Raw genomic sequence first — 12,808 nt, 5'->3', positions numbered from 1 at the left:
GTTCCGGCGGCGGCGGGGACGGCTGCGCCGCGCGGTCCCACCACAACGGAAAAGTGGATCATGAATGATCGAATCCTGGGTGTCGGCGCCCTGGCGCTGGCCGCCTTCATGACGGCGGCGGGGTGGGGCATCGAAGCCCCGTTCGCCTACGAACCCGTGGGCCCGCGCGCCTTCCCGCTGCTGCTGGCCGGCATTATCGGCCTGTGCGGGCTGTGGCTGGTCTATAAGGGCGGCCACGCGGTCGAAGCCAACCCGCCGGGCGCCAACGGGCGCATCGCGCTGATGATGGCGTTCACCGTGGCCTATGCCTTCCTGTTCCAGTGGCTGGGTTTCGTCGTTGCGACGTCGCTGATGACCGTGTTCGTGGGACGCCTGTTCGGCGGCGGCTGGGTGAAGTGCGCAGTCGGCGGCGTCGTCATGAGCCTTTTCTTTTTCGTGCTGTTCGACAAGGTGCTGGACGTCGTCCTGCCGGGCGGATTGCTGGAGACCCTGATATGAGCGGCATTCTTGATCATTTGTCGATCGGCTTTGGCGTGGCCTTGTCGCTGACGAACATCCTGGTGGCCATGATTGGTTCGTTCATCGGCACCTTGGTCGGCGTGCTGCCGGGCCTGGGGCCCGTGAACGGCGTGGCGATGCTGATACCGATTGCCTTCGCGATGAATCTGCCGCCTGAAACCGCGTTGATCCTGCTGGCGGCGGTATACGTGGGCGCCGAGTACGGTGGCCGCATCACGGCCATCCTGCTCAACGTGCCGGGCGAGGCCAGCGCCATCATGACGACGCTGGACGGCTATCCGCTGGCGCGTCAGGGCCTGGCGAACGTGGCGTTGTCGCTGTCGGCGTGGTCGGCCTTCTTCGGCGCGATCGTGTCGGTGGTGGGCATCATCCTGCTGGCGCCGATGCTGGCAAAGTGGGCACTGGCGTTTGGCCCCGCCGAGTACTTCGTGCTGATGATTTTCGCGTTTTGCTGCCTGACCAGCCTGCTGGGAAAACAGCCGGTCAAGGGCGTGCTCGCGGCGATGATCGGGTTGTCGATATCGGTGGTGGGCGTGGATGCGAATTCAGGGGTATACCGCTATACCTTCGATTCGGTGCACCTGGCCGACGGTGTCGACTTTGTGGTGGTGGTGATTGCGCTGTTCGCGGTCAGCGAAATGTTGGAGATGCTTGAAAAGGTAATGGCGGGCCAAAGCGTGGAGGTCACTTCCAGCGGCCGCAAGCTCTTTAACCTGAAAGAAATGGCGTTTACGTGGTGGAGCGTGGTGCGCAGCGCGCTGGTCGGGTTTGGCGTGGGCGTGCTGCCAGGCGCGGGCGCCAGCGTGGCGGCGGCAGTGGCCTATTCGCAGGAAAAGCGCATCATCGAAGCCAAGGATCCGGATGCGAAGTTCGGCAAGGGCGACATGCGCGGCCTGGTCGCGCCGGAAGCCGCCGCAACCGCTTCCGCTATCGGTTCATTCGTGCCGATGCTGACGTTGGGCGTGCCGGGTTCGGGCACCACCGCCGTCATGATGGGCGCGCTGACGCTCTACAACATCACGCCCGGTCCGGTGCTGTTCGAAACCAAGCCGGAACTGGTGTGGGGGCTGATCGCATCGCTCTTCGTCGCCAATGTGCTGCTGTTCATCATGAACGTGCCATTGGTTCGCCTGTTCTCGAAAGTGCTGTCGGTGCCAGGCTGGCTGATGGTGCCGGGCATCCTGTGCATCAGCTACATCGGCGTCTACGCCATCAACGCGGGCACGTTCGACCTTTTGCTGGTGGCTGGCATTGGTGCGTTGGGTTACTTCCTGCGCAAGTTCGGCGTGCCGATGGCGCCGCTGGTGCTGGGCGTCGTGCTGGGCAACATGATGGAGCAGAATCTGCGCCGCGCGCTGTCAATGACTGACGGCGATGTCGCGGTGCTGTTCGCCAGCCCGGTGTCGATCTCGATGTGGATTGGCGCCGCCGCAGTGGTGGTGGTGCCGCAGTTGATGCGCCGCATGCGCCAGGCCAGGAAGATTGCCGCTGGTCCGGTTTGAGCCGCAGTGCGGGGTTGCCGAATCGATCGGCCCCCGCGTCGGCTGTCGCCGGAAATTGCAAAGGGGCGCTTAGCGGCGCCCCTTCTTTTTTTCATGAATATGAGTGAATGCTCATATTTAGTTTCGCGGCGTCAGACGTTCGCCAGGCGCTCCAGCGCCGTATCCAGCGTGGCGTCTTTCTTCGCGAAGCAGAAACGCACGATGCGGTGATTGGATTCGGCGGCATCGGGCTGGCGGTAGAAGGCCGAAACGGGAATCACCGTGACGCCATGGTTCACCGTCAGGTCTCGCGCGAAGTCGGCTTCGTTCTGCTTTGATATCTGGCTGTAATCGGCCAGCAGGAAGAACGTGCCGGGGCTGGGCAGGGGGCGGAAACGCGTCTTGGCCAGCCCTTGCGACAGCCGGTCGCGCTTGGCTTGGTAAAACGCCGGCAGGTCCAGGTACGGCTTGGGGTCACGCATGAACTCGGCCAATGCGAATTGCATGGGTGAGGGCACCGTGAAGACCATGAACTGGTGCACCTTGCGCAGCTCGGCGCTTAGCTGGCGGGGCGCGCAGCAGTAACCGATCTTCCAGCCGGTGGTGTGGTAGGTCTTGCCGAACGACGAGATCACGAATGCGTGCTCGGCCAGCAAGGGGCGGCGCGCCACGCTGGCGTGGGGTTTGCCGTCGAAGACGATGTGTTCATAGACTTCGTCCGACACCAACAGCACGCCGGTATCGCGCACGATGGCCTCCAGCGCGTCCAGGTCGCTTTCTTCCAGCACGGCGCCAGTGGGATTGTGCGGGAAGTTCAGCATCAGCAGGCGTGTCTTGGACGTGATGGCGTCACGCACACGCTGCCAATCGATGCGGTAGTAGGGGTCGGCCTCGGTCGGGGCGCGCAGCGGCACAGGCACTGCCGTACCGCCTGCCAGGCGGATCGCCGGCAGATAGGAGTCATAGCAGGGCTCGATGACGACCACTTCGTCGCCACTGTTCACCGCGGCCAGCACCGTCGCCATCAGGGCTTCGGTAGCGCCGCTGGTAACGGTGATTTCGGTTTCCGGATCGTAGGCATGGCCGTAGAGTTCGCGCGTCTTGGCGGCGATGGCTTCGCGCAGCGGCGCGACGCCCGGCATGTAGGGATACTGGTTATGGCCTTCAGCCATCGCGCGGGTCACCAGCGCGCACAGCGCCGGATCCGGATCGAAGTCCGGAAAGCCCTGGCCCAGGTTGATGGCCTTGTGTTCGATGGCCAGGCGGCTCATCACGGTGAAGATGGTGGTGCCGACGTCGGGAAGTTTGGATCGGATCATGGTGGACGCGAAGGTGAACGCTGGTAGGCAAAGAAAGTTTTCGTAAGTATCCCACTAACTCATAATTCGTTTTTCGTATTAGCTAAGCACGTGGATGGGATCGTGGGTCAAAACATGTTGTTGAGGGTGCTGGGCGGATTGTTGATCGCGTTGGCTGGCGCGCAGCTGGCGGTGTGGGCGCATATGCCCTTGCCGTGGATGCTGGGCGCGTTGCTGGTGACCGCGGCGACACGTATCGCGGGCTTGGGCACCGTGTGCCCGCGGCCTGCGCGCAACGGCGGGCAATGGGTCATCGGCACGTCACTGGGCCTGTACTTCACGCCGCAGGTGCTTGGCCACATCGGCACCAACGCGGGGCCGATCATCGTGGGGATGCTGTTCGCGCTGGCGCTGGCGTTCATGGGCACCGCCATGTTGCGCCGGTTTACCGACGCCGACTTCAAGACCGCCTGGTTTTCGTCGGCCATCGGGGGGGCCAGTGAAATGGCCAGCCTGGCGGAACGCCACGGGGCGCGAATAGACCGTGTGGCGACCGCGCACAGCGTGCGCTTGCTGCTGGTCGTGGTCACCGTACCGTTCATTTTCCAATGGTGGGGCGTGGCGGGGCTGGACCCCACGGTGCCAGGTCCCAAGACGGTGGATGTCGCAGGCCTGGCCGCGCTGGTTGCATTGACTTGCATTGGCGGCCTGTTCTTCATGAAGCTGCGCCTGCCGAATCCGTGGGTGCTTGGACCCATGCTGGTGGCGATGTTGCTGACCGCTTCCAGCATCGAATTGTCGGCTTTGCCCGACTTCGTTCCGAAGGTCGGGCAGTTGTTCATCGGATGGTCCTTAGGCGATCGCTACCGCCCGGATTTTTTCCGCGCAGCGCCCCGCTTCATCGCCGTCGTCGCGGCATTCACGATGGGGGCTTTGGCGTTGGCTTTCGGGTTGGGGGCTCTGCTGTCCTATTGGTCCGCGGCGCCCGTGCCCACCCTGATCCTGGGCACTACGCCGGGCGGCATCGCCGAAATGGCGATCACCGCCAAGGTGCTGCAATTAGGCGTGCCGGTGGTCACTGCGTTTCACGTCATGCGCATGGTGTTTGTCGTGATCGTGACAGGCCCGATATACGCCTTCCTGGCGCGCCGGCAGCCAAATTCCGCCTAGCGGTAATTCGCTTCCAGTCAGAAAAATGCGACATTGGGGTAAACAACAATATGAGCGCGTAATGCGGGGTGAGTATGCTGATTCCGCAGTTGATTCAAGCAGCGCGCGGACTCGTTCTGTTGCTTGGCGACGGGCGGGAACGCAGCAGCAACGCAGGTATTTCTACCGGTCGTTCAGTTCTCACGGCGTCCTTGATTCATTGCAATTCGATTCAATTACAGGACGCTAGAAAAAATGGCTCAGAAGGGCAAAGTTAAGTGGTTCAACGCTGACAAGGGTTACGGTTTCATCACGCCGGACGTTGGTGGCACCGATGTTTTCGCACACTTTTCCGCCATCCAGGGCCGCGGCTATCGCAGCCTGAACGAAGGCCAGGAAGTCGAATTCGAAGTTAAGGATGGTCCGAAAGGACCTCAAGCGGCCGAAATTCGCCCGCTCTAAATCGGGAAATCCCGCTTTCCCGTCCGCCAGGTCCGACCTGGCTACAACGCCCCAAGACTTTCGAGTCTGGGGCGTTGTTTCGTTTGGCCTGTCGAAACGTTCTCCCCGCCGCGATGTTCTGGTCGCACGGCTTCGAGGCGAAAGTTAGTAATCACTAACATATCCTCCAGCCTTGGATAAGTCTGTGGATAATTATTTTGGGGCCTTCCGATTTTTGTGGTCAGTAATGAATCACTGGCATCGCCGAACTGAGGGTTTTGCACAGATTTTCAATATTGCTTATCAGCCATTCAACGCGCACCGTTTAGACGCCGGCGCCCCGCACTGATGGCGGCTGCTTAACGTGAAACGTGGCATTTCCCCAGGGAAAACGGGCCTTTGGGGCCATTTTCCGGCGGCGATGGCAGGCACGTAGTGGCATAACCCATTATCTTTAGCCGCCCTCACAGACCATTTTTCAGGCGGGAAAAAGAGGGTTGTTCACAAAGATATCCCCATCCCGGTTATGCACAGAAAACCCCCCGGATTAGCCCAAATCGGGGGGTCTCTGCCTGTGGATAGAAATGGGGATAGTGCGGTTCCGGTGCGGGCCGGGCGGTCGTTTTTATCGGCCCGATCGAGTATCCCGAACCCGGTCGGCGGCGGCTGGCCCCATGGGTGTTGATATGGGCGCTGATATCGGCGTTGACGTTTCTACGTCTGACCGCGAATTGTCATCTGAAAGAAAAACCGAGTTTTCCACAGGATTCACATGAAACCGCTGGCCTCGTCCAAATGGATGATGGCGCGGCCGCTCCGGCTCTAGCAAGATACTTGTAGCGTCAATGATCTGGTGGCTGCAGCTCGACATTGCGGCTGATACGCAGACGTGAGTGTGAAGCAAGGTGGGACAACCATGGGGATAACCTGCTTCATTAGCTTTCGCGGCAATTTGACTCGGCGGCGGTTATGGAGTTCCCTTCAAGCGCTTGTCCCGTTCGGGGTTTGAAGTACTTATCGCCTCGATAGCTCAATCTTATCCACAAAGTTTTCCACGTCTTTTTCCCTGCATCCCTACGCGGGAAATACCGCCCGTAGTCGGGGCTCTTCAGGCCCATTCAGTATCTGCCTTTGAACGTCGTTCCCTATGACACGCGGTGGATATTTGAGTTTTTTCGAATATCTGGGCGGTTAGCTCGCGAAGCGGGTTCGGTGGTCTTCCCTGCTTGCCCTGGCAGCCCGGATTAGCAAGTTATCCCCAAAGTTGTTCCACGTGAATTCTCCCCCAAGGATCAGCGCTTCTGACGGTCAGGTTGTGGATAAGTGGAAAGTTAGGCAGGGATAAATTCGCGTCATTCACCGCTCCATGGTTGTCCACTGCTTGCTGTGAATAAACCCGATCACGGACGGCGGCAGAATTCATGAAATTCGCAAGCTGCTGCACAACGGGATCCAGTGGAATGGATCTTGTCGGGTCGCACAGGCATGTCTTTTTTCGTCGTTGGACCGAGCCTGTTTCACGTGAAACCTAAAAAATTAGCGATATTTTCGGCAAGGGGTAGGGTAGGGGTAGAAAAATCACTTTTTTTTCACTTCACCTTTCTTTTCTAATCACCGATCTTAAAGGTCTGGGTGCACATTTTTTCGTGCGGCTTGGTGTTCTGAAACGATGAATCCGCCATCGCAATCTCTATTTTCAGGGTTTCAATGTCCCCAAATTGCGGTGTTTCACGTGGAACAGCTGGAATTTTTTTGATGGAGCGGGATGCAGCGCGACGTATTGTGAATACGTTTCACGTGGAACACGCGGGCCGAGCGCCTGATTACTGACCGCGACGTGCTTCCATTCAAGCGCTGTCAGTGATGTTTCACGTGGAACAATGCAGCTAGAAAGCAGCTCCTACGGCCTGCACCTGATGTTTCACGTGGAACATTCTAAGGCGGCCATTTGCGCGTGGCGGGGCCGAGTAGGTGAGCAAGACGCGAGTCAGTGGGATGTTCCACGTGAAACAGCAACCGCGTTGATGTCATTAACGCGACGAGCCTGAGCAATCCGAGATCTCTCCCATGGCAGCACCTCGACGCTGACGGGCATGGTCCCGCAGCTTCACCGAGATGCGGATCCACATACGGTCGGTTCTACTTGATACCGGCCGATGAACTGTATGTGCGCGACATGTTCCACGTGAAACAACCCGGTTAGGGCGAGGCGCAACGGGGAAAGGTGTGGGAGTCTCGGCACAGCTGTCTCCTGGCTTCCCGCCGGGGCGCCTATGTTTCACGTGGAACATCGATCGATGAACGTTCGTTCCCGCGTGCGTGAGTCGTCCAGCTGTTCCATGCCGTGTTCCACGTGAAACATCGCCAGCCGGAAACCGGCAGATGCCGACATATTCTTGCCGTTAGGGTCGGCTTCCGTTGCCAAATGCCGACGCGAAGTGGAGGACAGCCGCCCAATCCTGGCCCGTTATATGTTTCACGTGAAACATGCCACCCCTGCCTCTATAATGAGCACCGAACGCTCTCTTATCTTTCTCTCCCCATCATGGACTATCCCCGCGAATTCGATGTCATCGTCGTCGGTGGCGGCCACGCCGGCACTGAAGCGGCGCTGGCAGCAGCCCGCGCAGGCGCACAGACGCTGCTGCTGACGCACAACATCGAGACCCTTGGCCAAATGTCTTGCAATCCCTCCATCGGCGGGATTGGGAAGGGCCACCTTGTCAAAGAAGTCGACGCCCTGGGTGGCGCGATGGCCTTGGCAACGGACGAGGCCGGGATTCAGTTCCGCATCCTGAACGGTTCCAAAGGCCCCGCCGTGCGTGCGACACGCGCGCAAGCTGACCGGGTGCTCTACCGCCAGGCCATCCGCGGCCGTCTGGAAAACCAGCCGAACTTGTGGTTGTTCCAGCAGGCGGTCGAGGACCTGATGGTGGAGGGCGACAAGGTGGTGGGCGCGGTGACCCAGGTCGGCCTGAAGTTTCGCGCTAAGACGGTGGTCTTGACTGCCGGCACGTTCTTGAACGGTCTGATCCACGTGGGCCTGCAGAACTACTCCGGCGGCCGTGCCGGCGATCCCCCGGCAATTTCGCTGGGCCAGCGTCTGAAGGAACTCAAGCTTCCTCAAGGACGCCTGAAGACCGGTACCCCGCCGCGCATCGACGGGCGTTCGATCAACTACAGCATCCTGGAAGAACAGCCGGGTGACCTGGATCCCGTGCCCGTGTTCTCGTATATGGGCAATGTGGCCATGCACCCGCGTCAGCTGCCGTGCTGGATCACGCATACCAATGCCCGGACGCACGACATCATCCGCGGCGGCCTGGATCGTTCGCCGATGTACAGCGGCGTCATTGAAGGGGTGGGGCCGCGCTACTGCCCGTCCATCGAAGACAAGATCCACCGCTTTGCCGACAAGGAATCGCACCAGGTATTCCTGGAGCCGGAAGGGCTGGATACGCACGAGGTCTATCCCAACGGCGTGTCCACCAGTTTGCCGTTCGATGTGCAGCTGGAATTGATCCATTCCCTGCGGGGGTTGGAGAACGCGCACATCATGCGCCCGGGCTACGCGATCGAATACGACTACTTCGATCCACGTGGATTGAAGAGCACCCTTGAGACGAAGGCGATCGGCGGCTTGTTCTTCGCCGGGCAGATCAATGGCACGACGGGCTACGAAGAAGCGGCTGCCCAGGGCCTGCTGGCTGGCGTGAATGCCGCGCTGCAATCGCTGGGCCGTGATCCCTGGACGCCGCGCCGCGACGAAGCTTATCTGGGCGTGCTGGTCGACGACCTGGTGACGCGTGGCGTCACCGAACCCTATCGCATGTTTACCTCGCGCGCCGAATACCGCCTGAGCCTGCGGGAAGACAATGCCGATCTGCGCCTGACCGAAATCGGACGCCAATTGGGCATCGTCGACGACGCACGCTGGGATGCATTCAACCGCAAGCGCGATGCAGTGGCGGCGGAAGTCGAACGGTTGAAGTCATCGTGGGTGAATCCGCGCATCATGCCGGTTGAGGTGGCTGAGCCATTGCTGGGCAAGGCAATTGAACGTGAGTACTCACTAGCAGACTTACTGAAACGCCCGAATGTTTCATATGAAGCATTGATGGCCGCGCGCAACGCCGACGGCTCGCTGCTGGCCGGCCCGGGTGTCGTCGAAGACGACGTCCTGGCCGAGCAGGTCGAGATCCAGGTGAAGTACGCCGGCTACATCGCCCGCCAGCAAGACGAAGTCCAAAAGCAGATCTCGCATGAGCAACAGCCTATCCCCGCGGACGTCGACTACGACGCGGTGACGAGCCTGTCGTTCGAGGTGCGCCAGAAGTTGAAGACGCATCGCCCGGAAACCGTCGGCCAGGCCGCACGCATCTCTGGCGTCACCCCCGCCGCAATCTCGTTGTTGCTGATCCACCTGAAGCGCTTGCATTACGGCTCGCGCAAGCAAGCCGCATGACCGCGCATACCGATCCGGCCGGCGCGGACATGGCCGGCCGCCTCTCTCGCGCATGCGAGCAGTTAGGGCTGCCCGTCGACAACGCAGCGCACGCCAAGCTGCTGAATTACCTGTCCCAGATGCAACGCTGGAACCGGACGTACAACCTCACCGCCATCCGCGATCCCCAGCAGATGCTGATCCAGCATCTGTTCGACAGTCTGGCCGCCGTGGGCCCCTTCAGCCAGGCGCCGGGCGTCGCTGACGCCTCGGCCAAGGTCTACGACGTCGGATCGGGTGGCGGCCTGCCTGGCGTCGTTCTCGCGATCATGCGGCCCATGTGGTCCGTGACGTGCATTGATGCCGTTGAAAAGAAAACCGCGTTCGTGCGCCAGATGAGCGGCGCGCTGGCCTTGCCCAACTTGCAGGCGCGCCACGCGCGCATCGAAACGCTTGCGCCGGCCGAGTGCGACATCGTTACCTCCCGAGCCTTCGCGTCGTTGGACGATTTTGCGCAGCTCGCGGGTCGCCATGTGCGCATCGATGGTACCCTCGTCGCCATGAAGGGCAAGGTCCCCGATGAAGAAATTCAGGCGTTGCATGCGCGCGGGGAATGGCAAGTCGACCATATTCAGCCGCTCCGGGTACCGGAGCTGCAAGCAGAGCGCTGCCTGATCTGGATGCGCCGCGGCGAAGAGCGCGGTGAAGGACGCAGTCAAGGAACCCTATGAAGAACTTACCCCCCAGCACAACCGCCCGCGTCTTCTGCATCGCCAACCAAAAGGGTGGTGTGGGCAAGACGACGACCGCCATCAATCTGGCGGCGGGCCTTGCCACGCATAATCAGCGCGTGCTGCTGGTGGACCTGGACCCTCAAGGCAATGCCACGATGGGCAGCGGTATCGACAAGAACGCGCTGGAATCCAACCTGTACCAGGTGCTGATCGGCGAGGCCACCATTGAACAGGCCCGCGTGAAGTCGGAATCCGGTGGCTATGACGTGCTGCCCGCCAATCGTGAGCTGTCCGGCGCCGAGATCGATCTGGTGCAGATGGATGAACGCGAACGCCAATTGAAAGCCGCGCTTGATACGGTCGCCGGCCAATACGATTTCGTGCTGATCGATTGCCCGCCGACGCTGTCACTACTGACGCTCAACGGATTGGCCGCCGCTCATGGGGTCATCATTCCGATGCAGTGCGAGTACTTTGCGCTGGAAGGGCTGTCTGACCTCGTCAATACCATCAAGCGGGTCCACCGCAACATCAATGACGACCTGCGCGTCATCGGCCTGCTGCGCGTGATGTTCGACCCGCGCATGACGTTGCAACAGCAAGTGTCCGCCCAGCTGGAAGCGCACTTCGGCGACAAGGTCTTCAAGACTGTCGTACCGCGTAATGTGCGCCTGGCCGAAGCACCCAGTTACGGCATGCCCGGCGTCGTGTATGACCGCGCGTCACGCGGTGCGCAGGCCTACATCTCGTTCGGTGCCGAAATGATCGAACGCGTCAGGAAAGACCTGAAGTAAGTCTTGCCATGTCTGTTGCCGCGCTCTTTTCCCCGACCGCCACGCACGTTTCCCGCACGCCGCCCGCCGATGTGCGCGACCGCCTGCGCGTGCGTCTGGAAGAGGCCGCGTTGAACGCGACAGCGGTCGGTGCGCAGGTGCTCTATGATGGTTGGCTGGTGCGTTTTGCGCACTCGGAAGCCAAGCGCGTACGCAGCGTGAACGTGCTGGGGTTATCCACACGTCCGCTGGACGAGCGGCTGGCGTATTGTTCTTCGTTGTATGCGCGCCATGGTTTGCCCATGGTGCTGCGCATTACCTCCATCGGCCCCGATTTTTCGCTGGACACCGAACTGGAGGCCCGCGGCTACACCTTTACCGGCGAGACCCGAGTCATGAGCATGTCGCTCGCCCCCAGGCCCAGCGTCCGGGGCGATCTGCATTTCAGGATAGTCGACACCAGCCGCTTCGCGCAGGCGGTTGGGGCCATGCGTGGCTCGGCGCCGGGACACGCCGGTGAACATCAAGCGCGTCTGCAAGGACTGGCTGTGGATAAGCAGCCGGTGCTGGCGTTCGACGCGGCGGGGCAGTGCGTTGCTGCGGGCCTGGCCGTCCGCGATGACGACCTGCTGGGCCTGTTCGACATCGTCACGGACCCGGGGCAACGGCGTAAAGGCTACGCCGATGCCCTGGTGGATTACCTATTGACCGAAGGCGCCGCCAGCGGCGCGACAACGGCGTACTTGCAGGTCGAGCCGGATAACACCGCCGCGCGCGTCTTGTATGGCCGCTACGGCTTCAAAGACTGTTACGCGTATTGGTACCGCCTGCCCGCCGAGCAGACGGACGCCTGAGCCAGGCTCGGGATACAAAAACAGAAGGAAAGAGGATTTAACTATGGCCACCAAGAAACCCAAGGGATTGGGTCGCGGACTGGACGCCTTGCTCGGCGCGGACGCGCCGGCGATCGACAACATCGGCAAGGCCGTCGCGGCCAAGCCCGAGGGTCCGCCATCCACCTTGCTTATCTCGAAGATGCGCGCCGGCAAGTATCAGCCGCGCACGCGCATGGACGAGGGCGCCCTGGGTGAGCTGGCCGAATCGATCCGCACGCAAGGCATCATGCAACCCATTCTTGTGCGCGCGCTGGGTGACACCGCGCCCGGCCATTACGAGATCATCGCGGGTGAACGTCGCTTTCGCGCCGCCCAACTGGCGGGTTTGAAAGAAGTACCGGTGCTGGTGCGAGACGTGGCGGACGAGAACGCGGCCGTCATGGCGCTGATCGAAAACATCCAGCGCGAAGACCTGAATCCGTTGGAAGAGGCGCACGGCGTGCGCCGCCTGCTGGATGAGTTCGGGCTGACGCACGAACAGGCCGCGCAGGCGATCGGCCGCTCGCGTTCCGCCACCAGCAACTTGTTGCGTCTGTTGAATCTGGCCGCGCCCGTTCAGACGATGCTGCTGGCCGGCGACGTTGACATGGGCCATGCCCGTGCGCTGCTGGCCGTCGACGCCGCGACGCAGATCCAGTTGGCCAACCAGATCATCGCGCGCCGCCTGTCGGTGCGCGAGGCCGAAAAGCTGGTCACCAAGACCGCCAAGGAAACCGAATCGGCTTCCTCCCCGCGCAAGAAGGCCAACGGCGTCTCGCGCGATCTGACGCGTCTGGAAGAAGCGCTGTCCGATCATCTGGGCACGCGGGTCGCCCTGAAGGTGGGCGCCAAGGAAAAGGGCCAGATCGTCATCGATTTCCACGGGTGGGAACACCTGAATTCGCTGCTGGAACGCCAAGGCCTGTCCGGAGTCGTGGATGCCTGAGCACGCGCTGCCGGTTGTCGCGGTGCTGGCTACCGGCGGCACCATCGCAGGCGCGCAGGCCGACGCCACGTCGGCGGGCTACAAGGCGGGGTCGTTCTCCGTCAACGATTTGCTGGCTGCGGTGCCGCAGTTGGCCGGCATTGCCCCC

Annotated in this window: 11 protein-coding genes; 10 read left to right on the top strand and 1 reads right to left on the bottom strand. The window is 61.3% G+C overall.

What is annotated here, in order from left to right:
• Positions 1–60 precede the first annotated feature (60 nt).
• Positions 61–498 carry a tripartite tricarboxylate transporter TctB family protein gene (locus ACE039_RS30550; RefSeq protein ID WP_448711853.1) on the top strand — a complete coding sequence of 146 codons (438 nt, stop codon included), beginning with the start codon at positions 61–63 and terminating at the stop codon, positions 496–498.
• Positions 495–2,021 (top strand): tripartite tricarboxylate transporter permease, encoded by a 1,527-nt coding sequence (locus ACE039_RS30545; RefSeq protein WP_416026891.1) that lies wholly within the window; start codon positions 495–497, stop codon positions 2,019–2,021. The genes ACE039_RS30550 and ACE039_RS30545 overlap by 4 nt, the downstream gene beginning before the upstream one ends.
• Before the next feature lie 131 nt (positions 2,022–2,152).
• On the opposite strand, the gene ACE039_RS30540 is transcribed toward ACE039_RS30545, so the two are convergent.
• Positions 2,153–3,319: a pyridoxal phosphate-dependent aminotransferase gene (locus ACE039_RS30540; protein WP_105555663.1), complete on the bottom strand. Its 1,167-nt coding sequence runs from the start codon at positions 3,317–3,319 to the stop codon at positions 2,153–2,155.
• Positions 3,320–3,433: 114 nt separating this feature from the next.
• Between ACE039_RS30540 and ACE039_RS30535 the strand changes: the two genes are divergently transcribed.
• The 8 genes from ACE039_RS30535 to ACE039_RS30500 form a co-directional block, all read left to right on the top strand.
• A complete protein-coding gene (locus tag ACE039_RS30535) occupies positions 3,434–4,468 on the top strand; it encodes an AbrB family transcriptional regulator (protein ID WP_485824255.1) in 1,035 nt (344 codons plus the stop codon).
• 234 nt (positions 4,469–4,702) lie between these two features.
• Entirely contained in the window at positions 4,703–4,909 is a 207-nt protein-coding gene (locus ACE039_RS30530; RefSeq protein ID WP_006216596.1) for a cold-shock protein, read from the top strand.
• Positions 4,910–7,433: 2,524 nt separating this feature from the next.
• On the top strand, positions 7,434–9,353 hold the full coding sequence (mnmG, locus tag ACE039_RS30525) for a tRNA uridine-5-carboxymethylaminomethyl(34) synthesis enzyme MnmG (RefSeq protein WP_485824220.1): 1,920 nt from the start codon (positions 7,434–7,436) through the stop codon (positions 9,351–9,353).
• Complete coding sequence (rsmG, locus tag ACE039_RS30520; RefSeq protein WP_313458814.1) at positions 9,350–10,063, top strand: 16S rRNA (guanine(527)-N(7))-methyltransferase RsmG; 714 nt, start codon at positions 9,350–9,352, stop codon at positions 10,061–10,063. Before mnmG ends, rsmG begins: the two co-directional genes overlap by 4 nt.
• Positions 10,060–10,860, top strand: a complete 801-nt coding sequence (locus ACE039_RS30515; protein ID WP_006227953.1) for a ParA family protein — start codon at positions 10,060–10,062, stop codon at positions 10,858–10,860. Before rsmG ends, ACE039_RS30515 begins: the two co-directional genes overlap by 4 nt.
• Positions 10,861–10,868: 8 nt before the next feature.
• On the top strand, positions 10,869–11,693 hold the full coding sequence (locus ACE039_RS30510) for a GNAT family N-acetyltransferase (protein WP_485824219.1): 825 nt from the start codon (positions 10,869–10,871) through the stop codon (positions 11,691–11,693).
• Between the two features lie 43 nt (positions 11,694–11,736).
• Positions 11,737–12,660: a ParB/RepB/Spo0J family partition protein gene (locus tag ACE039_RS30505; RefSeq protein WP_105555669.1), complete on the top strand. Its 924-nt coding sequence runs from the start codon at positions 11,737–11,739 to the stop codon at positions 12,658–12,660.
• On the top strand, positions 12,653–12,808 hold a 156-nt coding region (locus tag ACE039_RS30500; protein ID WP_485824254.1), incomplete at its 3' end, for an asparaginase domain-containing protein. The genes ACE039_RS30505 and ACE039_RS30500, both read left to right, overlap by 8 nt.

Source organism: Achromobacter maghribensis, from assembly GCF_057334215.1.
This window is presented reverse-complemented; position numbering and strand designations above follow the sequence as displayed.